The organism is Paludibacterium paludis, assembly GCF_018802605.1.
In the GTDB taxonomy this organism is placed as follows: Bacteria; Pseudomonadota; Gammaproteobacteria; order Burkholderiales; family Chromobacteriaceae; genus Paludibacterium; species Paludibacterium paludis.
Window position 1 is genome coordinate 555,008 of sequence record NZ_CP069161.1, and the last position, 21,719, is coordinate 576,726.

Sequence of the window (21,719 nt, forward strand, 5' to 3'; positions counted from 1 at the left end):
GGAAAGGGCTTTACCAGGTGCCTTGCCATTTCACCCAGAGCGTCCGTCCGGGCTCGTTCACTTTGCCGGTGCTTTCGTACCCCGGAATGGGCACCCCGCCTTTGCTCACGGCTTCGGCGTAGACGCGGTTGAACACATTGTCCACTCCCGCCGTGAGTTTGTTATGACGATCGATCTGCCAGCCGGCGTTGAGCGAGAGAATCCCGAAACCGGCGGTTTCTCCGTTGTCGAGACCGACGATACCGCCCTGGCCGCTGGCGATCCGGTCTTGACGGGCGGCGAGGCGCCAGAGCGCTCCGGCCGACCAGGCGCCGTTGTCGTAGCCGACACCGAGTGTGCCCTGCAACGGCGTTGTCTGCGCCAGCGGACGGCGGTCGCTGAGGTTGTCGGCATGTACCCAGGCGAGGGTGCCGGTCGCCGTCCAGGACGGTAGGAATTCCCAGCTGATGTCGGCCTCAAGCCCGTGGTGCCAGGCATTCACATTGCGATAGCCGACGCCGGTTTGCCTCAGGATGTAATTGTCGATCCTGCCGGCGAATGCCGACAGCGAGGCTTTGACATCCTTCGCTTGGTAGAGGGCGCCGATATCCAGCTGGCGCAGTTTTTCCGGGTGCTGCCGGGCGGCGATGCCGTCCTCCCAGTAATCCGGCGCGCGCATCGCCTGGCCGAATCCGGCGTAGCCTGTCCAGGCACCCGAGCGGTGTTCGTAACGCGCGAAACCGGATTCCAGTTCGTAATCGCGCACGCGGCCTGCTGCGGACTGCGGTGTGCTGTCATAGGTGGTGCGGGTCAGGTCGCGCCGGAGGCCGGAAACCAGAGTGCCGCTGTCGCCAAGCGGCAGGCGGCCTTCCGCGAAGACGCCGGTGTTGTCGCTCGCCTGATCGGACTGGCTCACGCGATTCCGTATCCATTCATGCCGGTCGCGCAGGGTATCGACACCGACCGTCAGCGACAGATCGCCCAATTGCAGCTCGGCGGCGGCCTTGCCGGTATCGACTTCGCGGACCGGATTCATGGCGGCGCGCTTGGCGGCGGGTGTCCAGGGTCTGAGCGTGTAATTGTCCATCACGTGGTCGACATTGCTGTGGCCGATGTTCAGGCGCACGGCCGTCAGCCAGTCGGCAAGGTTGCGGCGTTCGGCTTTCAGCGACCAGGCCTCGCGGTCGAAGCGGCTGCCGTCCATACCCCGGTCGGCGTAGGCGGCCTGGCCGCGGCTTTTGTCGACGGTCAGTTCGATCAGCGTTGCGCTGTCCGGTGTGAACCCGGCGATCAGCGTCTGGCTTTCGCGCCGGTAGGACGAATGCACCTTGCGTCCTGCGCCGTCACGGTAGTCGCCGCCATGGTTACGCGTGCCGAGCACGCGCAGATAACCGTACCGGGCGCCGAATGCGGCGTCGGCATAGACTTCGTTGCGGTCGCCGCTGCCGGCCATCAGTCCGCCGCTCAAGCGCGCGCCCGCTTCGTCGAAAGGCGCGGTGCGGCGTTCGAAGTCCACGGCGCCGGCGATCAGCGGCGCGCCCATCGTCACGCTTTGCGGTCCCTTGACCACGGTCACCTTGTCCCAGGCATCGGGAAAGAGATAGGCGGTTGGAGGATCCATGCGGCCTCCGCAGCCGCCATAAAGGAAGGCGCCGTCGGCCTGAATGGCCAGACGCGAGCCGCCCAGACCGCGCAGCACCGGGTCGCCCGATTCGCCGCCCTTGCGCGCGACGCTGAAGCCGGGGATGCTTTTGAGCAGTCCGGCGCCGTCGGCGGCGGGCACCGGCTGGCGCGGCGCGCGCGGGTCGGTTTCCACTCTGAGTGGCTGGCGGCTGCGCACCGCGGTGACCACCACTTCGTCGCCGATGTACACCGGACGAAGATCGGCGGCGAAGGCCTGCGTGACGGCGAGCACCGCCGGAAGGGGAATGAAGCGGAGAAGATCTCTCATTGTTATGTCATATAGGTGTTTTGGACCGGCTGAATGCTAGAAGAATCATCCGACGACGGGAATGTGACAAAGTGTCGCAGCGCGAACTCGCCATGGAATCTGTTACAGTGGCGGACATGGCTGTGATGTCACCGTTTTCCCATGACCTGCCGCGCGCGGCGGCGGGGCTTGCGCAACTGCGTTGGCTGACGCTGTGCTCGGGCGCGCTGCTGTGCGTTGCGGGCGGCGCGGCGGGCGTGGCGCTGCCGTATCCCCTGCTGGCCCAGGCGCTCCTGACCCTGACGGCCGCCAACCTCGTTCTCGCCCGCTGCGGCGCGCGTTCGCGCACGCCGGCCCTGTGGCTCGGAGCGGGGCTGGCCGCCGACGTGATCTGCCTGACCGAAGTCCTCGCGTTCACCGGCGGGGCGGCCAACCCCCTGGCGTCCCTTTATCTTCCGCCCGTACTGTTCGCGGCGCTGCTGTTGCCCGCCGCCTTTGCCTGGACGCTGGCGTTCGCCACCTTGCTGGCCTATGCCGCCCTGTTCCGCTGGCACCTGCCCTGGCCGGCCGCCGCAGGGGATGCCGCGTACGCCGTGTCATTACACCTGACCGGCATGTGGGTCACCTTCTCCTTGTCCGCGCTGCTGATGACCGGTTTCGTGTCATGGCTGGCGCGCCGACTCGCGTCCCGCGAAGCGATGCTGACGGCCGCGCGGGAGGCCCTGTCGCGGGACGAGCAGCTGCTCGCGGTGGGGATGCAGGCGGCCGGCGCGGCGCATGCCCTGTCCACCCCCCTCAATACCCTGACCCTTCTGGTCGATGAAATGGCGGAGTTCCGGGCCGGGGACGCGGAGCTCGCCGCCGATTTGCAGACGATGAAAGAACAGCTCGCCGGTTGCCGCCAGGCCTTGTTCGCCCTGAAGGACGGGGCGGAGTCCGGCGTGCGCGAGGCGCCGCTGTTCGCCATGTTGGCCGACCGGCTCGAAGGCTGGCGCGCATTGCGGCCGGATGTGGTTCTGATCTGGACGCCCCCGGATGTCCCGGATCCGGTCGTCGGTCTGGACAGCGCGTTCTGGCCGGCGTTCTTCAATCTGGTCAACAATGCGGCGGAAGCCGGCGGCGGGGAGGTCGAGGTCCGCGCATCGCTCGCTGCCGGGGGATTGACGCTCGATGTGATTAACAGGAAGGGCAGTCTGAGCGATGAGCAACTGGCGCGTGCCGGCCTGACACCGCTGGTGTCGGGCAAACCCGCCGGCATGGGGCTTGGCGTGCTGCTCAGTCATGCCACGCTCGCGCGCCTTGGCGGCCGCCTTGAGCTCGTGAATCGTCTGGGCGGAGGCGTCCACGCCAGGATCGTCCTGCCGCTGAACCGCCGGAGAGTGCCATGAGCCTGGATTTTCTGCTGATCGACGATGACGTCGCCTTCGCGTCGATTCTTTCCCGATCCCTCGGGCGGCGCGGATACAGCGTCGATATCGCCTGCGATGAGGATTCCGCGCTGGCCGCCATGATGCGCGCGCCACGGCATGTGCTGCTGGATCTCCATCTCGGCGGCCAGAGCGGCTTGCGCCTGCTGCCTCGCCTTAAAGCCGCGGGACCGGACAGCCGGATCGTCGTGTTGACCGGTTACGCCAGCATCGCCACGGCGGTGGAGGCGACCAAGCTGGGCGCGGTGCAGTACCTTGCCAAGCCCGCGACCCTCGATGACATCCTCGCCGCGTTCGAGCAGGACGCGGCCAATCCGGACCTTGCGGTCGCGCCTCAGCCGATGTCGCTCAAGCGCGTCACCTGGGAGCACCTGCAGCGCGTGCTGGCCGAGCACGGAGGCAATATCTCGGCGACCGCGAGGGCGCTGAACATGCATCGACGCACGCTCCAGCGCATGTTGGCCAAGCGCCCGGTGCGCGAGTGAATCAGCCTGGCTTTACCCCCTTCATCAGAAAATTTGATTTGAGTTAATGCTCGAAGATGCCCTAGTCTGATCCAATTGGCATTAAATGACGCCTTCACGACGACAAAGGGGAGAAAGACAGATGATGCGTGGACAGATGATGGACCAGCCCTTGCTCATTTCCAGTCTGCTGGACCATGCCGAGCGCTACCATTCCGATACCGAAATCGTTTCCCGCAGTATCGAAGGGCCGATTCACCGCTATACCTGGGGTGACGCGGCGCGGCGCGCGCGCCAGTTGGCGAACGCGCTGACGGATTTGGGCGTGGTGGAAGGGGAGACGGTCGGCACGCTGGCCTGGAACGGCTACCGCCACCTGGAGGCCTACTACGCGGTATCCGGCATGGGGGCAATCTGTCATACCGTCAATCCGCGGCTGTTCGCCGAGCAAATCGCCTACATCGTCAACCATGGCGAGGATGTCGTGCTGATGTTCGATTTGACCTTTCTCGCGATGGTCGAACAGCTCGCTCCGACTCTCAACACGGTTCGGCATTTCGTACTGATGACGGATCGAGACCACATGCCGCGCGAGACCTCGATCGACAATCTGTTGTGCTACGAGGATCTGGTGCGCCGTTCCAGTGACCGCTACGAATGGCCGGTGCTTAACGAAAACGCCGCTTCCAGCCTGTGCTACACCTCGGGCACCACCGGCAATCCGAAGGGCGTGCTGTATTCGCATCGTTCGACCGTGCTGCACGCTTTCGCCAGCTCCTTGCCCGACAGCCTGCATATTTCCGCGGAGGGTTGCGTCCTGCCCGTGGTGCCGATGTTCCATGTGAATGCCTGGGGTCTGCCGTACAGTTGCGCGATGAACGGCGCCAAACTGGTGTTGCCGGGCGCCAAGATGGATGGCATCAGCCTTTACGAATTGATCGAGAATGAACACGTCACCCTGGCCGCCGGCGTGCCCACGGTGTGGCTCATGTTGCTGCAGCATTGCGAGCGCAACCATCTGAAAATGCATAGTCTCAAGCGGGTGATCGTGGGCGGATCCGCCGCGCCGGAGTCGATGATCGACCAACTGGCTGAGCATGGCGCCGAGTTGCGCCAGTTGTGGGGGATGACCGAACTGTCGCCGTGCGGCACGACCAGCACGCCGAAATTCAAGCATCGCGCCAGCGATGCGCAAACCTTGCGCCAACTTCATACCCGCCAGGGCCGGGCGATTTTCGGGGTGGATCTGCGCATTGTCGACGACATGGGCCGCCCCTTGCCGCATGACGGCGTCGCGTTCGGCAACCTGCAAGTGCGCGGCCCCTGGGTGCTGTCGCAGTATTTCCGCCGCGAGCGCGACAGCGCCCATACCGAGGACGGCTGGTTCAACACCGGAGATGTGGTGACGGTGGACAAGGACGGCTACATGAAGATCACCGACCGGACCAAGGACGTCATCAAGTCGGGCGGCGAATGGATCAGTTCGATCGAGCTGGAGAACATTCTGGTCGGACACCCCGCCGTTGCCGAAGCGGCCGCGATCGGCGTGCCGCATCCGAAATGGGACGAGCGGCCATTGATGGTGGTGGTGCTCAAGCCCGGCCAGACCGCCACGCGCGATGAGTTGCTGGACTTTTACAAGGGCAAGATCGCCAGCTGGTGGACACCCAACGACATCGTCTTCGTGGCGGAGCTGCCGCATACCGCGACAGGGAAATTGCAGAAAATGAAACTGCGCGAGTTGTTTGCCGACTACAAATGGTCGGATTGATTCGTTTTTGCCCGTTAACGAAAAAAAACACAAAAGACCATGGACAGGATAGAGCAATTACGCTAAATTCACTGACTCACACAAGGCCGTCAGGTCTTTGTGTGGTGTTAGCCCCTCGAAGCATCAATCCGGCGTTAGCCGGTGAGGTGTTTCTTCCTCGTGTTGGCCCCTGCGGACAAGCTGCAGGGGATTTTTTTTGCCTGCGCGGATCGGGGGTGTTTACCTTTATGTTTTTGTCATTTATTGTCTCCCGATATCCATCTCCGGCGCCGATTTTGACCGGCCTGCCATTTTGTCCCAGAGGGAGTCATTATCATGCATGCACGCGTTACTCTCGCTTCACTTTGCCTTGCCGTTTCGCTGTCGTTGAGCGGTTGCATCAGTGTCGTCAATCAGGACACGCCTTCGCACCGCTCGGTAACCGTCACGGCGGGCGCTTTCGGCGCGAGCCCCGTTTCGCTGGGCTATGGCGCTGGCGGGCGCGATACCGAAGTTCGCATCAGCTCCGCGTCGTTCACCGGAAGTCCCATGTCGCTGACGCTTCACGCCATCAACCGGGGCTGGCGCATCGGCACGGAAACGCTTGTCGAGAGCGACAGCCGCTGGCTGATCCTCGATCCGGCCACGAAACGCGCCTGGTTGAGACCGGGCGAGGCGCTGCGGGCCCAACCCAGGACAAGCCTGACCAACGGCCGGGCCGTGGTCAAGGTGGTGGTCATGACGGATCTGGGCGAAAGCGAGCGGGAAAATCTGCGGCAGCAGGCGCCTCTGTGACATGAGATCTGGGTAATCTCTATTGCATATACAAATTATAAATGTGTTGATTTCGTCATTATTCCCGTTGCCTGAATGCGACACTTTCTCACACAATAAAGAAGTAAATCGGATAATTCTAATGTATGTGCGCCATATCAAAGAGTGCGGCTGGCGTTTGTCATTAACTGTTCGCCAAGTTCCGCGCATGCGCTATGGTTAACGGGATAGTCCGTGACATCGCGTTGCTGGACGACTCTTTCTGCAATACTGCCACTCGCGCGGGCGCGTGGCCGATCGGACAGCAACGGGCCGCAGGGCTCCTGCAAAAGCAACTCGGGAAAGGTAAACGATGAAATCGCTCAAGAACAGGCTGATAGCCCTGAACGCGGCGTTAATGGCCATTTTCGGTCTGGTGCTGGTGACTATGGCGTTCTTCCAGATGCGCTCGGAAATCCTGCACGGTCTCGATCAGGAGTTCAATGCCGTACTTTACGGCCAGCAGTCGGTGATCTCCACATGGCTCGACGACAAGTTGCGGGTAGTGGAAGGTCAGTCGCACATTCTTGGCAAACCCGATGCGAATCCCCACCTGAAGCAAGCGGTCGTGACCGGTGGTTTTCTCGATATTTATGCAGGATATGAAGACGGACACGGCTTGTTCGCCAGCGATTGGGTAATGCCGCAAGGCTACGATATCCGTACCCGCGACTGGTATACCCAAGCGAAAAATGCCGGAAAAACCGTCATCAACGGTCCCTATGTCGATGCCGATTCCAAAAAGCTTACGCTGACCATCGCTTCCCCGTACAAGGTCAACGGCAGTCTTGCCGGTGTGGTGGCCGGTGACATCACCGTGGAAAACGTGGTCAAGGCCGTGTTGTCGACCAAGCTGCGCGCCGGCGGCTACACTTTCCTCGTCAATCGGGCCGGTACCGTGATCGCCCATCCGCAGGCCGACCTGACCCTCAAGCCCCTGAGTACCCTCAACCCGCAACTGACCGGAGAATACCTGCAGCGCATTGAAAAGGAAGATGTGCTTCAGGAAGTCGATATGAACGGCGACACCATGATGTTCCAGGTGCTGAGCGTACCCGGAACCGACTGGATGATCGGCATGGCGGTGAGCAAGTCGGCCGTGATGGAGCCGCTGACGAAACTCGTTTATACGATCGCCGGACTGTTCGCCCTGGTCTTCCTGGTGATGACGCCGGTGGCAAGCTTCATTCTGAGCAGCATGCTGGCCGGCCTGATCCGTTTGCGCAACGCCATGGTCGACATCTCGCATGGCGAAGGCGATCTGACCATGCGCCTGGATGAAACCGGCAGCATTGAGCTTGCGGAGACCGCCCAGTCCTTCAACCTGTTCGTCAGCCAGCTGCAAACCATGTTCGTGCGCTTGCGCGACGAGGCGAGCAGCCTGATCGGCGGCGTGCAGGAAGTCAGCCATCTGGTGGGCGGTGTCGCGGAAAGCTCGCGCCAGATGTCGGATGTGTCGTCGTCGAACGCGGCGACGCTGGAAGAAATCACCGTCAGCATTTCGCACATCGCCGATAGCGCGCATCAAGCCGACAGCATGGTCAACGAAACCGAAGTGCGTCTGCAGGACAACGCGGAAAGCATCACCCGCCTGTCGCAGGGCATGGAATCGACGGTCGGTTCGGTGCGCGGCCTGGAAGGCATGCTGGCATCGCTCGACAAGCGCTCCCAGGAAATCAGCGGCATCACCAACGTGATCCGCGATATCGCCGATCAGACCAACCTGTTGGCGCTCAATGCCGCGATCGAAGCGGCACGGGCCGGCGAGCAGGGCCGCGGTTTTGCCGTGGTGGCGGACGAAGTGCGCAAACTGGCCGAGCGCACCGCTCAGGCCACGCTGGAAATCAGCAGCATGGTGACCGCCATCCGTCAGGAAACCAACCGAGCTGTCGAGGACATGAATAGCACCGTCGCGTCGGTCGACGAGGGCGTGAACCTGACGCGCGATGCCGTTGAAGGCATCCGCAGCATCCGCGAGACCATGGAGGAAGTGGTCAACAAGATGCACGAAATCGCGCATTCGACCAATGAGCAACACAATGCCAGCACCCTGATCGCCCAGAGCACCGAAACCATCAACGGCCGGATTCTGGAGAACGACGATATGCTGCAGAATGTCAGCACCGAACTTGGCCAGCTGGCCAGCGCGGCAGGCCAGATGCAGGCTGCGTTCGAGCGCTTCAAGCTGTAAACCTTGTTCCCGGAACACGAAGCCCCGCGGCGAGTCCCTTCTCCGCGGGGTTTAATGTGATGGTCAGCCTGACCTAAATGCCTCAGCAGGCGTCAAACCTGCTGAGGCATTTTTTCTTCTTCGGGGAGAGCATCATGGCAACCGTCACACGGATCGGCCTGGATATCGGCAAGCACAGTTTTCCTCTGATCGGGCACGACCCGCGCGGCAATCCGGTCCTCAAGAAACAGTTCAATCGCTGCAGCCTCATCGCATTCCTCGCCAAGCATCCTCCCTGCCGCATCGCCATGGAAGCCTGCTGTGGCGCCCATTGGCTGGCACGCAAGCTGGCGGGCTTCGGCCATACCGTGCAACTGATTGCGCCGCAGTACATCCGTCCGTTCGTCTCCGGCAACCAGAACGATTTCATCGATGCCCAGGCCATTTGCGAGGCGGCGGCACGTCCGACCATGCGTTACGTGGCCGCCAAGAGCGCCGAACAGCAAGCCTTGTCCGCACTGCATCGCTTGCGTGAGGCCCGCATTGCCGAACGGGTACAGACCAACAACCAGATCCATGCGCTGCTGCTGGAATTCGGTATCGCGCTTCCCGTCGGGGTGCGGGGGATCACGCAGTTGCCGATGCAGCTGATGGACGAGACCAACGGTTTGCCCGTCAAGGCCCGGCAGATCTTGCAACGACAGCTGGAGCACTACCGCTTGCTCAAGGCGGAGGTCGAAGAACTGGAGCGCGAGATCGCGGCAGAGGCCCGGCAGGACGATGTCGCCCTGCGGTTGATGACGATACCCGGCATCGGCCCGATCACCGCCAGCCAGTTGTCGGCAGACGCCGGCAATGCCAAGGACTACGGCAACGCGCGTGACTTTGCGGCATCACTGGGTCTGGTGCCGCGACAGTACTCGACGGGTGGAAAGTCCAAGCTGCTGGGCATCAGCAAACGGGGAGACAAAAGCCTGCGCCGTCTGCTGGTGCAATGTGCCCGGGTGATCATGCAGAACGCGCCGCGCGGGAAGAGTGCGATGGCAGCGTGGACGATGGCGCTGATGCAGCGTCGCCACTCGAACATCGTGGCCTGCGCACTGGCCAACAAACTGGCACGGGTCGTGTGGGCGGTACTCGCGAAAGGCGGCGAGTAGAAGCCTGCTTTTGCCAAGACAGACACTGATGACGACAACCGGCCCACGGCCTGCAGAACCCCCCGACAATGAAAACAGTCATGAGAGACTGAGGGTTTTTTAGGGACCTGCAGGAGCGGCTCACATCATGGATCGGGCATAGCTGCCCACCAAGAATCCGGATAGATTAGAGCAAGCCTACCCCGTCATTATTCATCAGCACTCTGTTCTTGCAAAGGTCAGGCTGACCATAGGTTTATTGGATTTTCAGCGTAAGCGCTTGAGTTTTTCCCGGGCGATGCGAACCATCGCGTGACCGAAGTTGGACAGGGACACCGCCGCGATGGCCAGCAGTCCATGCCCCTGAGTGTAGTGCGGATTGGCTTCCAGGAAATAGCGGACGGCGGGCTTATCGCTCGTTCTCCAATAGGCCGCATCGGTCGGAGTGTCGCGGGTCACGGCGCCGGTATCCACGATAAAGGGGATTCCCGGCGATGCCAGCTGGTAGCCCAGGCATGCTTTCAGATCGGCGACCCGGGATGCCAGTGGATGCGATGTCGAGCTTCCGGGGCCGGGCCACATGTTGCGGATGTACTTGTGCATCAGCACGTAGCTTGACGGGTGGATCATCGCTTCGAGCAGATACATCGGCTGCAGGGGGTTGGTCAGCCAGTACCGCAGGATCCGCGAAAACAGGAACAGCGTATTGCGGTTGCGGCCGCGGTAGTGCTTGAGCAGGCCGAACTGGATGCGCAGAACCTTGTAGCGCCGTCCGGACGAATGGTGCCGGAACAGGTGAAGGGCGCAATAACCGACGATGCGGCTGTCCTCGCCGTAATGCAGCAGGATACTGGTATGCGAGGCGTCGGGGGGAATCAGGCAGTGCGCGAACACCTGCCGGTCTTCGCCGGCGAAGATGGTGTTATGCACGTCGTACAGCTGGTCGACCAGATCGTGTTGTTCTTGGCTGGTCATCTTGCTCGGGATGACAACCCGAGTGGAGTGTTTTTTGTTGCCGCTCATGGACTTCCTCGTTGAAGTTGACTGAGTGGCAGCAGCTTACAAACCTCTTATCGCCTAAAATACTGTCATTTATATCCGGATTAATTAATATAAACGGAATGTTTTTTTGTTAGATCAGGCGCTGTCAGGGATGTGCCGGGTGGCTAACTCACTGACATGAAAGCCTTTTATGCTGCACCGCAGCAGATGACGGTGTGGCGGCCAAGCGATCCCGACGGGAAAAAACACTCCGCGCGCGGCCGGCTACTGTCCGTTTTGCCAGTGCCGCGATGTGCGTTGGCGCCACATCAGCGGCTCAGTCCGAGAGCCATTTGCCCGGATTCATCAGATTGTCCGGGTCCAGCTGCCGCTTGAGCGACCGCATCAGCGACAATTGCAGCGGATCTTTGTAGCGCTCGAGCCAATGGGTCTTGAGTTGACCAATGCCGTGTTCCGCGGCGAGCGTTCCGGACAGTGCGTATACGATATCGTAGACGATCTCGTTGACGCGCGGCTCGTCCTCGAAAAGACGCGCGGCGTCGGCGCGCGTGGCGGAAATGTTGTAGTGCAGATTGCCGTCGCCGGCATGGCCGAACGCCATGATTCGGCAACCGGGAAATTCGGCGCGCAAGGCGTCGCCCGCCCGTTCGAGAAACTCCGGAATGGCGCTGCTGGGCACGGCGATATCGTGCTTGATGCTCGCCCCTTGCAGACGCTGGGTTTCCGACATCGTCTCCCGCAGATTCCACAGGGCGGCGCGCTGGCTCTCGTTCATGGCAATCACGCCATCGACCATGTCATCCCTGTTGCCAAGCCAGGCGACAAGCCGCTCGTTCAGTGTGCTGTCATCGCCACTGTCGGACAGTTCGAGCAGTACGGAAACCGGCGCCATGAACGGCACATCGGCGGTCTTGAAGCGTTCCACCAGTTCCAGGCAATCCCGCGTCATCAATTCGAACGTGGTCAACCGGTCCCCGAAGGCGTCCTTTAGTCCGCCCAGCCAGTCGATCGCCGCCTGGCTGGAGGGCAGGCCGACCAGCGCCGTGGCATGGGCGGTGGGCAGCGCGAACAGCTTGAGCGTGGCGGCCGTGATCAGTCCCAGTTGTCCTTCCGCGCCGATGAACCAGTGTTTGAGGTCCAGACCGGTGGTGTTTTTGCGCAATCCTTCCAGCGCTGTCATCCGGCGGCCGTCCGGCAGAACGACCTCAAGACCCAGGGTCAGCTCGCGCATCGTGCCATAGCGCAGAACCGCGAGTCCGCCGGCATTGGTCGACAGGTTGCCGCCGATCTGGCAGCTTCCTTCGCTGGCCAGCGACAGGGGAAACAGCCGGCGCTGTTGCCGCGCGATCTCCTGAGCCTGGGCGAGCGTCATGCCCGCTTCCAGCGTCATGGTGTTGTTGGCGGTATCGACTCCGATGACCCGGTCAAGGCGCTTGAGTCCCACCACGAGCTGCCGGCCGCTGACATCCGGCGTGGCCGCGCCGCACGTCGAGGTATTGCCGCCTTGCGGCACGATCGGCACCCGGTGTCTGGCGCAAAGCGTCACCAGTTCCGCGGTCTCGTCCCGGGTGCCCGGGTAGGCGACCGCCATCGGAACCCCCTGGTAACGTCCACGCCAATCGAGGCACAAGGGACGCACGTCGCGCTCTTCGGTCAAGAGGTGGGACGGGCCGATCAGCCGGGAGACGGCGGCAAGGAATGAGCTGTCGATCATGGGGCGGTTCCGGGATGGTGCGACTGCCGCTCCAGCCGGGAGGCCAGAAGGCCGGCGGCCAGCGCCAGGGACAGGGAAAACAGAGTGGGGTTGGCCAGTGGAAAGTGCCAGCTTCGTCCGCCTCCGGCGAACGCCGGACCGCTGAAGACGGCGAAGGCCGAGGCGGCCATGCCCGTCCATCCTGTCCATAGCGCGCCTCGGCGGGTGAAGCCCGGCCAGTAAAGCGTCAGGATCAGAACGGGAGCCTGGGCGCTGGCCGATACCGCAAACGCGAGCCCCATCAGAAACGCGATGTTCTGCTGTTCGCACGCAAGGGCCAGCAGAGCGGCGCCAACCACCAGCCCGACCGATGCGAGGCGCGCCGCCGCGAGCTCTTCGTTGTCGGCGATCCGGCCGCGGATCAGTCGGGCATAAATGTCGTGGCCGATCGTCGCGCTGCCCGCGAGGGTCAGCCCGGCGACGACGGCGAGAAGCGTCGCGAAAGCGACCGCGGAGACCACCGCCCTGAACAGCTCTCCGCCGAGGTAGTCGGCAAGATGCAGCACGACCATATTGCCGCCGCCGGTCAGGTGTCCCTGGGCGTCATGGAATGCGGGGTTGGCGTTGACGTAGACGATGGCTCCGGCGCCGATGAGGGCATTGAGCGTGAACATCAGAGCGATGAGTCCGGTTGCCCAGGCCACCGAGCGGCGGGCCGTGGCCGCATCCGGCACCGTGAAAAAACGCATCAGCACATGTGGCAGGCCGAGTAATCCGAAGACGAGTCCGATACCCAGCGACAACACCTCCCAGGGCGAACTCATGGCGGGGCTGGGCTGCAGTATCCCCGCGCCGGCCGGGTGGCGGGCGATGACATCCGCGATCAGCCCGCCAAGACCTCCGTCATGGCGCAGCCAGACACCCGCGGCGAGCGCGGACGCGGTGGCAAGGAGCAGGGCGGCTTTGGCCATTTGGGCCCAGGTGGTGGCGCGCATGCCGCCTGCCGTGGCGTAGAGCAGGATCAGCGCCGAGAGCCCGGCGAGCGCGGCGGGATACGGGATGCCGAACAGCAGCGCCATCAGTTTGCCGCCCGCCACCATCTGGACAGTCAGGTAGAAACCGGTAATCAGCAATGACGCGGCCGACGACATCAGGCGCACCGGACGGCCGGGAAACCTGTGCTCCAGGACATCGGCCACCGTATAGCGGCCCAGTTCGCGCAAGCGGTCGGCAAGAAGAATCATCAACAGCGGCCAGCCGGCCAGTGTGCCAACGGCATAGATCAGCGAGTCGTAGCCCTGGCCGACCCACATGCCCGCCGCTCCCAAAAACGCGGCGGCCGACAGATAGTCTCCGGACAGGGCCAGACCGTTCTGCCAGGCACGCAGGCGCGATCCGCCCGTGTACAGCTCGTCGGCTCCGGCAATGCGCCGGCGGGCGGCGACGCCGACGATGGCCAGGCTGCCGACGGTCAGCAAAATGAAGCACAGTTGGGCGATATTCATGGCGAGCGGGCGATCCATACGGTCAGCAGAAAGCCTGTCCAGATCAGCGCGAGCGCCAGCACGATGGAGACCGGTACGGCCGACCCCGGCCGGACGGGCAAGGCCAGCAGTCCGGGAAAAAAGGCGACGATCAGGTAATAGCCGCCGAACAGCAGGGTGAGCAGGGCGAGCTGCTTGCGGCGAACCCGCCCGGATGCGGTGTTGGTGGTCACTTTTGCCAGTAGGTCTTGACGTTGACGAATTCGTACAGGCCGAACTCGGACAACTCGCGACCATAGCCCGATGCCTTCACGCCGCCGAAAGGCAGGCGAAGGTCGGAACTGGTGTGGCGATTGACAAAGACGCTCCCGGCTTCGATTTGCCGGGCGAGGTGCCAGCCGTGTTCGGTATCCGCAGTATACAACGAGGCGCCAAGACCGAATGGAGTATCGTTGGCGATGCGGATCGCGTCTTCTTCATCGCGGGCGCGGATCAGACTGGCGACCGGTCCGAAGACTTCTTCGTGGTAGACACGGCAGGCGGCATTGACGTTGTCCAGCACGGTGGCCGGATAAAAGAAGCCCGGTCCGGCAGGCAACGTCCCGCCAAGCAACAGCGATGCTCCGTTATGCAGGGCATCGGTCACCTGGTGGTGCAGGTGGGCGCGCAAGTCGGCCCGCGTCATCGGGGCGAGCGTGGTCGATTCCTGGGTCGGATCGCCCGGGCTCAACCGCGAGGCTTCTTCGACGAAGCAGCGGATGAAGTCCTCGGCGATCTGCGGAACCAGAATCATGCGTTTGGCCGCGTTGCAGGACTGACCCGCATCGCGAAAGCGCGAATGGACGGCTTCGCGAGCGGCGGCCTCCACGTCGGCATCGGCCAGGACGATGAACGGATTGCTGCCGCCCAGTTCGAGCACGGTTTTTTTCAGGTGCCGGCCCGCCAGGCTGGCGATGATCCGGCCGGTCGAAGTGGAGCCGGTGAAGGCCACGGCATCGGAGGCGCGTACGGCCGTTTCCACGTGCTCGTGCATGATCCAGGCCACATCCAGAACATCCAGCCCGGCTTCTCGCACGCAGTCGAGCAGTTTCGCCGTGCTTTGCGGCACGACCGGGGCCGGCTTGACCAGACAGGTATTGCCGGCCATCAGGGCGGGAACGGCAAAGCGCAGCACCTGCCACACCGGATAGTTCCAGGGCATGATGGCCAGAACCTGCCCCAAGGGTTCGAACGCAACCCCGCTTTTGCTGGCATGGGTCTGGATGGGGATCGCTTCGAGCAGTTTGGGGGCGAGCTCCGCGTAATAGCGGATCAGTTGCACGGATTTGTCGATTTCAGCGAGGCATTCGACAGTGCGCTTGCCGACTTCAAGAGTGATCAGCTGTGCCAGTTCGAGACGCACCCGTGTGAGTTCGTCGGCAAGACCGAGCAATTTTTGCGCGCGTTGTCCGACGCTGAGCCTTGACCAGGGGTGGCGGGCGCCGGCGAGTCGTTGCAAGGCGCCGTCCAGCTGTTCCGCCGTCCAGGCCTGGCGAGTGAAAACAAGCTCTCCGGTAGCCGGATTGCAGGAGGTGAAATCAGTCATGACACAGCTCGGTGGGATGGAATTGCCAGTGAAGCAATGTAACAAAATAGCAGCAGAAATGGCAGAGCGGTATGCTCAAGGTTTGATCTGGATCCAGCGAAAAGGCGGAGAGAAGCGTGTCTCTCCGCCATTGGCGGTTTAACCCGGGATCCGCAGGTCGGACGGTGTTTCACCCGTCATGAAATAATGGATGGTTTCGCGCACGCTGCGAATGGAGTCGCCGAAAGGCAACGGCTCGGCTCCCCGGAAAAACAGTCCCTTGGTCACTTCCCCGCGGAAGGCGGCGGAGAGTTTCAGATCGATGCAGAACTGGCCGATTTTGCCGAGTCCGTCACGCAGTCCGCACACGCTCAGGCAATTGAGGCCCTGGGTGCACCGGCGCGGGTCGGCCTTGGCGTTGGCCTGCAGCTTGTCTTCGCGCTTCAGGTAGGACTTGAGCCATGGCGTCATGACTCCGCGCGCGGGCAGGCCGGCCACGCTCATGAACTCCACGATGTCTTCAGGACGGGCGCCGGCCAGGGTGCGCTTGAAATTGTCGTGGGCGTCGCCTTCGCGAGTCACGGCGAAGGCCGTGCCGATCTGCACCGCCGAGGCGCCGAATTCCTGCAGGCAGGTGCGGACTTTCTGGAAAGTATTGATGCCGCCGGCAACGACCAGCGGAATACGCTCGCTTTCCAGGCCCAATTGCTTGAATACCTCGAAGGTTTCGTTCAGTACCCGGCGGAAATTGAAGCGCTCGTCCCCGATCTCGCCGATGCTCGCCGCGCCCAGATGGCCGCCGGCATGTCGCGGGTGTTCGATCACGATCGCATCGGGCAGACGCTGTTTTTTCATCCAGCGTTTCAAAACGATGTGGATACCGCGCGACTCGGACAGGATCGGAATGAGCGCCACCTCAGGAAAATCTCTGGCCATTTCCGGCAGATCCAGGGGCAGTCCCGCTCCCATCACGATTCCCTGCGCGCCCGATTCGCAGGCTTGGCGTACCAGCGCCGGGTGCGCATCCACGGCTTTCATTACATTCACGGCGACCATGCCACGGCCCTGCGCATTGCGCAAAGCGCCCTTGATTTCGCGATCCAGCGCGATGAGGTTGAGCCGGTCCAGATCTTCCTGTCCGCCGGCTTTCGCCGATTCGGCGACCAGATCCTCGTGCAGATGCCGCAGGTCGACGCTGGCGATCGTACCGACCCCTCCTTCGAGAGCCACGCTGCCGGCCAGACTCTTGGCCGAAATGCCGACGCCCATGCCGCCCTGGACGATGGGCAGGAGTTCATGACCCTTGATAACCAGCGGGTTGAAGTGGTGAAGCATGGCGTGATCCGGTCGAGTAAAAACACTAACTATGCGCGCTTGACAGCGGCTGGCATTTGATCTGGATCAAACGGCCGGGCGAAATGCCGGCAAGATACCGGTCTGAAATGGCGCGGGAATAGGGGTGACCTGTATGTAATTACAGTTGTTTTACAAATATTGCCGTGACATTATGAAATCATCGGGTTTTTATAAGTATTTTTTATATGTAATAGATATACATTTCTACATATTAGAGTATTGACCAGCGTTTTATTCCCCGCAGAGGGAACTTACTGTCAGAAAGGTCAGATTCGGGTTAGCCAATGAACCCATAGAGTATCGGGTGTTGATCAACTAACCGATAGGGGCATGGTATGGCTTTTCTGTCCTTGAGCAGTCAGGAAGGATTGCGTCTGGAGACCATCAGGGGAGGGCGGCGTCAAACCGAGTTACTGCGCTTTCGCCACGAAATTTTCCGGGAAAAACTCAAATGGGTTGAGCTGTCCGCCGACGGTCTCGACAAGGACGAGTACGATGCGTTTTCGCATAATCTGGCGGTCATCGATGGCAATGAGGTGGTGGGTTCTGTCAGATATACGGAAGGCCATTATCCGTTCATGATCGAAAAGGAATTCGCACGGCTGCTACCGGGTGGGTTCGCCTTGCGCAAGGGCCGGCATGCCGGCGAGGTGACGCGCTTCGCCGTGGCGAGCCGATGTCTGAACGGGGGTATGGGGAGCGCTAGCCGCCTGCTCTACCTGTCGCTCTACGAATGGTCGAGACTTCATGATGTGAAGTGGCTGTATTTCGTCGTCGAGCCCCCGTTCTTCCGACATTTGACCCGGCTCGGTTTTCCGACGGTGGCGATCGGCGAAGCAAAGAAACTGGATGGCGGCGTGCTCTCCCAGGCGGGGTACATGGACTGGCCGTCGGCCAGTCCGGATTTCATTCATTGGCTGCGAGAGGCGGCTGTATTCCCAGCTGCAACCCAAGAACGATCGCGTGCGTACGATTATTCGCATTGAGCTTGCGAATAATGTTGGCTACATGAAATTTCACTGTCCTTTCGCTGATGTCTAGGATGGTGGCAATTTCCCAGTTGGTTTTTCCGTGGCTCATCCAGTGGAAGATATCGTGTTCGCGGTGCGACAGCACGATGCCCGGCTGGTTGACCGTGGCGGGAATGGTGGTACGAATCACCGCCTGGTGGAGATGGGGGACGAGCGTGTTGACCATCTCCACCAATTGCCGGTCCATGCTCACGTCCTTGCCGGCGAGAGAAATCAGGCAGGCAAGATTGTGCTTCTGGGAAAAGGCGCTGCAGGTGATGCCATCTCCCAGACCGACCGAAGTGGCTTCGGCAATAAACCGTTTTTCCTGATTGGTATTTACCTGGGAAAAACGCTCCTGCCACAACAGCGGATTCGGGCTTAATGGCGTTAGCAGAACCGGATCGCAGCTAGCGTAATTTTCGTGGATATAATGCTCTATCCAATTATGTGGATAAGTAATCTCCACGACTTTATCCAGTCTTTGCATCATCCTTTGTTGATTGATACGTCCGACAACCAGACACATATGCTCGACCGGGATTTGCTGCTGCAGGTAATCCAGGTAGTGCTTGAGCGTCTTTTCGCATTCGACTTGCCCCACTCGGTGGACCCATTCGAGCAGGGTGTAAAGCCGTTCTGGCGCCAGTCCTTTTGGCATTTGCCGGTTCATGATGGCTTTCTCTGTTGGCATGGTCGTTCCCTTGTTATTGTTGTGTTCCGAAAATGATAGCAGACACTATCCCGATTCAGCCCCACTTTTTACTGTAATAAAGGTCAGCCTATTTTATACAAGAGAATTAATGCATTATTTTCCGTGTGTACGATATTATATTTGTAAATTATATTGCATTGTTATTATTTTGACTGGTTTTGAAGCGATCCGATTATTCAGTGCCGGCGTTAAGGCCGACATTCTGTTTGCGCGGTGTGGCGGAAGTGTATTTTTCTGATGGTGATGCCCACTGCCGTCGAACAGGCCGTATCGACGACTCGACCGGATCGACTGTGATCGGCCGACGAGGGGATTCCGGGTTGGCCGGTAGGGCGGTTTGCCCGGCATGGTCCCATCGACGTGCGCAGCGCAGACAGTTCCGGTGGTATCTGTATAGCCTGTTACTGTGAAGATTGCATGTCTTTTCAGCCAGTTAAGGAAATTCCCCCTCCAACATGTCGCATATTCCCGTCAGCGCGCGTCCGGATTTATCCGCCGCCGGGGGAGGCACCTCCGGTGGCGGGATGGCATTTAAATGACATGTTGTATAAATGATGCTGCGAAGAGGGTTGTTGATCAATTCATGTGGCATTTTAAATAACAATGACGCATACTATTCAGTGATTGCTAACAAGAGATGGTTGAAGTTGTTGGCAATAGCGCGAGGAGAGCTGCAGGCCTGTTGCCGGGTCCGGGTCGTGTCGCGTCGGCAGATGATGGAAAAGACAGAAAAGGTTGACAGAAAATCTTCAAAATTCGCGAGATATGGTGTAACCTTTTTTAACAATATCTTTAATAAATGCCATCGGTTGCGTTCGGCTGGCTGCCTTGCGAACCGTACCCGGACGGCAGATTAGGAATTTCACTGCGATGGATACCCTGAAAGCGCTCATGGTCTTTATGACCACTGCAGAAAATGGAAGCTTCTCCGATGCGGCTCGCAAGCTGGGTGTGTCGCCAGCGGCCATCAGCCAGAGCATCGCGCGTCTGGAGCAGGAACTGGAGGTCCGGCTGTTCAACCGTACCACGCGCCAACTGACCCTGACCGAGGACGGACGGCGTTTCTATGCGCAATGCCGCGGACCGGTGAACAACCTGGACACCGCGATCAGCCAGCTCAAGGCAAGCCGGGACGAGCCGGCCGGGCATCTGCGCGTGAGCATGCCCAACTCCTTCGGGCGGCGTTTCATCCTGCCCCTGATGGGAGAGTTTTGCGAGCGCTATCCGAAAATCAAGGTGTTCTTCGGCCTGGACGACCATTTCAGCGATCTGATCGAAGACGGTTATGATGTCGGGGTTCGGATAGGCATGATGCCGGACTCGCGAATGGTGGCAAGACACCTGGCCTACATTCCGCTGTATGTGGTCGCGTCCCCTGCCTATCTGGCCGCCCATGGCCGCCCGACCAAGGTCGAAGACCTGTCCGAGCAGGATTGCATCAACTTCCAGTTCCCCACCTCGGGCCGGCTCTACAAATGGGAATTCGACCGGAACGGCGAACGCGTGCCGGTCGAAGTGCAGGGCACCTATACCCTCAACGAGATGGAAGCCGTGTGCGAAATCGCCCGGCTTGGGCTGGGCATCGCGCAGTTGCCGGGGCATGAGGTGATGCCCTATATCCGTGCGGGTGAGCTCGAGGCGGTGATGACCGACATGGTCTCGCTCGAGCGTTCCATCTATATCTGTTTCCCTCACCGCGACCACATCGCGCCGCGTACCCGGGTGTTTGTGGATTTCCTGGTGGAAAAGCTGGCGGATCACCCCGACATCGTCGCCGAACTGCCGGGGCTCGATTTCTCGGCCAAGCGCAAGGCACATCAGGAAAGGCTCGACGAGACCGGAGCCTGACCTTTTCCTCCGCCGCTCCTGCTTGCCGGGAAGAGGTGTCTTCCCGGCAGGTTCACACCGCCATGAAACGCGACAGCGGGGTCTGGCTCCAGTCGACGCTGTCGAGCAGGTTCTTGACCACCAGTCCGAGCTCCGTATCGCCCTCGATGCCTAGGCGGCGGTTGAAAAACAGGGTGTCGGGGTCCTCTTCCCGCAGCATCATCCGCATGAAGTCCGCAAGGTTGGCCGACAGCGTCAGGTCGGCCTCCCGCTGTGCCCGTTCCGTCCGGAATACGCCATTTTCCACACAGAAAAAAAGATGCAGCCCGGCGTCGCGAACGTGCACGTCGAAGGTTCGCCCCTCCAGCAGAGCCATGTCGGCCGGCAACACCCCCCGCTTGTAGAGAAGGTTGAGGCTTTGCGCCAAGAGCCAGGACGGCGGGGTCGGCGGCAGGATGCCGACCAGTTTTGACAGGGACGACGGCAGTGTGAATTCAGGAATGGGCATGCAACGCCTCCTTTTGACCGGCAATGCCGGGTTGACCGTGCCAGTAACCGTTGACCAGCGGGCCGGGGGCAGCGGGTGTCACGGGTGTTTCGCCATCGAGTGCCGCCCGGAACGCCCGTACCACGTCGCCGGTGCCTTCCGACTGGGGGCTGATGCGCAATCTGTCGACCCGGGGAACCTGCCCTTTGACGATGTCGTCGAGCACCGAATGGCATCCGGCCGACAAGGTCTGGATACCATTGATGGCAAGAAACGACTCGCTTTCGCGTGTTTCGAGCAACATGCCGTCCGGGTGGTCTATGCAGCGGAACTCGCAGCTGTCTTTGTCGAGATTGTAGTGCCGTGCGGTGAAGCAGCGCGCCGAGAAGGCCAGCGGCAAGCGGCCCCAGGCGAACAGTTCGGTTTCGATCTGGACGCCGGCCGCGAGCACGGCTTCGAGCATGGCGCGGGACATTTCGACCGGAGGAATCCAGCGGAAAGCGCCCAGGCGTTTCATCAGCGCCAGGGTGTCGCCGTTATAAATGTTCAAGTGCGGGCCGGCGACGAACGGCAGGCCCCTCTCGCGCATCAGATCGACCGCGCCCAGGTCGTTGGCTTCAAGCCGGATATCGCCATTATCTGCCAGCTGGTTCAGGCGCTTCATGTCCGAGTCGCTCTCCATCAGCGTTTGGCTAGACAACAGAATCTCCTTCCCGGTACCGGCCAGATCGCGCGCCAGATCGATCCAGTCTCGGGTGCGCAGTTGCTGGCGGCGAGAGCAGACACTTTCGCCTAGGTAGAGGGTGTCCACCGGCAGCTCGGCCGCTTCGGCGTAAAAATGCATCACGGTATCGCGGGGCCACAGGAACAGCAAAGGCCCGAGCGACAGTTTGGTTTGAGTCGGTGTCATCA

The 21,719-nt window shown here is 61.1% G+C and carries 18 protein-coding genes; 8 read left to right on the plus strand and 10 right to left on the minus strand.

What is annotated here, in order from left to right; all coding sequences use genetic code 11:
* Window positions 1-10: 10 nt before the first annotated feature.
* Window positions 11-1,930 carry a TonB-dependent copper receptor gene (locus JNO50_RS02600; RefSeq protein WP_189533753.1) on the minus strand — a complete coding sequence of 640 codons (1,920 nt, stop codon included), beginning with the start codon at window positions 1,928-1,930 and terminating at the stop codon, window positions 11-13.
* Window positions 1,931-2,055: 125 nt separating this feature from the next.
* Here JNO50_RS02600 and JNO50_RS02605 point away from each other — a divergent pair, with 125 nt between their 5' ends.
* The 6 genes from JNO50_RS02605 (at window position 2,056) to JNO50_RS02630 (ending at window position 9,690) form a co-directional block, all read left to right on the plus strand.
* A complete protein-coding gene (locus JNO50_RS02605) occupies window positions 2,056-3,297 on the plus strand; it encodes a HAMP domain-containing histidine kinase (RefSeq protein ID WP_189533974.1) in 1,242 nt (413 codons plus the stop codon).
* Window positions 3,294-3,821 (plus strand): response regulator transcription factor, encoded by a 528-nt coding sequence (locus JNO50_RS02610; protein WP_189533751.1) that lies wholly within the window; start codon window positions 3,294-3,296, stop codon window positions 3,819-3,821. Before JNO50_RS02605 ends, JNO50_RS02610 begins: the two co-directional genes overlap by 4 nt.
* A gap of 121 nt (window positions 3,822-3,942) precedes the next feature.
* Window positions 3,943-5,571 carry a 3-(methylthio)propionyl-CoA ligase gene (locus JNO50_RS02615; RefSeq protein ID WP_229804657.1) on the plus strand — a complete coding sequence of 543 codons (1,629 nt, stop codon included), beginning with the start codon at window positions 3,943-3,945 and terminating at the stop codon, window positions 5,569-5,571.
* Between the two features lie 315 nt (window positions 5,572-5,886).
* Window positions 5,887-6,345, plus strand: coding sequence for a hypothetical protein (locus JNO50_RS02620; RefSeq protein ID WP_189533749.1), 459 nt, complete (start codon window positions 5,887-5,889; stop codon window positions 6,343-6,345).
* 331 nt (window positions 6,346-6,676) lie between these two features.
* Complete coding sequence (locus JNO50_RS02625) at window positions 6,677-8,554, plus strand: methyl-accepting chemotaxis protein (RefSeq protein ID WP_189533747.1); 1,878 nt, start codon at window positions 6,677-6,679, stop codon at window positions 8,552-8,554.
* A 134-nt stretch (window positions 8,555-8,688) separates the two neighbouring features.
* Window positions 8,689-9,690: an IS110 family RNA-guided transposase gene (locus JNO50_RS02630; protein ID WP_215796465.1), complete on the plus strand. Its 1,002-nt coding sequence runs from the start codon at window positions 8,689-8,691 to the stop codon at window positions 9,688-9,690.
* Window positions 9,691-9,936: 246 nt separating this feature from the next.
* On the opposite strand, the gene JNO50_RS02635 is transcribed toward JNO50_RS02630, so the two are convergent.
* From JNO50_RS02635 to JNO50_RS02660, 6 genes are all read right to left on the minus strand, one after another.
* The gene (locus JNO50_RS02635; RefSeq protein ID WP_189536521.1) at window positions 9,937-10,692 is read right to left on the minus strand and encodes a hypothetical protein; all 756 of its coding nucleotides are present in this window, start codon (window positions 10,690-10,692) and stop codon (window positions 9,937-9,939) included.
* Between the two features lie 295 nt (window positions 10,693-10,987).
* A complete protein-coding gene (locus tag JNO50_RS02640; protein ID WP_189536523.1) occupies window positions 10,988-12,385 on the minus strand; it encodes an FAD-binding oxidoreductase in 1,398 nt (465 codons plus the stop codon).
* Complete coding sequence (locus JNO50_RS02645; RefSeq protein WP_189536525.1) at window positions 12,382-13,869, minus strand: solute symporter family protein; 1,488 nt, start codon at window positions 13,867-13,869, stop codon at window positions 12,382-12,384. Before JNO50_RS02645 ends, JNO50_RS02640 begins: the two co-directional genes overlap by 4 nt.
* The gene (locus JNO50_RS02650) at window positions 13,866-14,081 is read right to left on the minus strand and encodes a DUF485 domain-containing protein (RefSeq protein WP_189536526.1); all 216 of its coding nucleotides are present in this window, start codon (window positions 14,079-14,081) and stop codon (window positions 13,866-13,868) included. The genes JNO50_RS02645 and JNO50_RS02650 overlap by 4 nt, the downstream gene beginning before the upstream one ends.
* Window positions 14,078-15,433 carry an aldehyde dehydrogenase family protein gene (locus tag JNO50_RS02655; protein ID WP_189536528.1) on the minus strand — a complete coding sequence of 452 codons (1,356 nt, stop codon included), beginning with the start codon at window positions 15,431-15,433 and terminating at the stop codon, window positions 14,078-14,080. Before JNO50_RS02655 ends, JNO50_RS02650 begins: the two co-directional genes overlap by 4 nt.
* 138 nt (window positions 15,434-15,571) lie before the next feature.
* Window positions 15,572-16,747, minus strand: coding sequence for an NAD(P)H-dependent flavin oxidoreductase (locus JNO50_RS02660; protein WP_189536530.1), 1,176 nt, complete (start codon window positions 16,745-16,747; stop codon window positions 15,572-15,574).
* Between the two features lie 356 nt (window positions 16,748-17,103).
* Here JNO50_RS02660 and JNO50_RS02665 point away from each other — a divergent pair, with 356 nt between their 5' ends.
* Window positions 17,104-17,754 carry an acyl-homoserine-lactone synthase gene (locus JNO50_RS02665; RefSeq protein WP_189536532.1) on the plus strand — a complete coding sequence of 217 codons (651 nt, stop codon included), beginning with the start codon at window positions 17,104-17,106 and terminating at the stop codon, window positions 17,752-17,754.
* Here JNO50_RS02665 and JNO50_RS02670 read toward each other — a convergent pair.
* Window positions 17,675-18,472: a helix-turn-helix transcriptional regulator gene (locus JNO50_RS02670; protein WP_189536534.1), complete on the minus strand. Its 798-nt coding sequence runs from the start codon at window positions 18,470-18,472 to the stop codon at window positions 17,675-17,677. The two genes, JNO50_RS02665 and JNO50_RS02670, sit on opposite strands and share 80 nt — an antisense overlap.
* An 891-nt stretch (window positions 18,473-19,363) precedes the next feature.
* Here JNO50_RS02670 and JNO50_RS02675 point away from each other — a divergent pair.
* Entirely contained in the window at window positions 19,364-20,341 is a 978-nt protein-coding gene (locus tag JNO50_RS02675; protein ID WP_189536536.1) for a LysR family transcriptional regulator, read from the plus strand.
* 52 nt (window positions 20,342-20,393) lie between these two features.
* Here JNO50_RS02675 and ubiT read toward each other — a convergent pair whose 3' ends face one another.
* Both ubiT and JNO50_RS02685 read right to left on the minus strand, forming a co-directional pair.
* Complete coding sequence (gene ubiT, locus JNO50_RS02680) at window positions 20,394-20,828, minus strand: ubiquinone anaerobic biosynthesis accessory factor UbiT (protein WP_189536538.1); 435 nt, start codon at window positions 20,826-20,828, stop codon at window positions 20,394-20,396.
* The gene (locus JNO50_RS02685; RefSeq protein ID WP_189536540.1) at window positions 20,815-21,717 is read right to left on the minus strand and encodes a U32 family peptidase; all 903 of its coding nucleotides are present in this window, start codon (window positions 21,715-21,717) and stop codon (window positions 20,815-20,817) included. The genes ubiT and JNO50_RS02685 overlap by 14 nt, the downstream gene beginning before the upstream one ends.
* Between the last annotated feature and the right edge of the window lie 2 nt (window positions 21,718-21,719).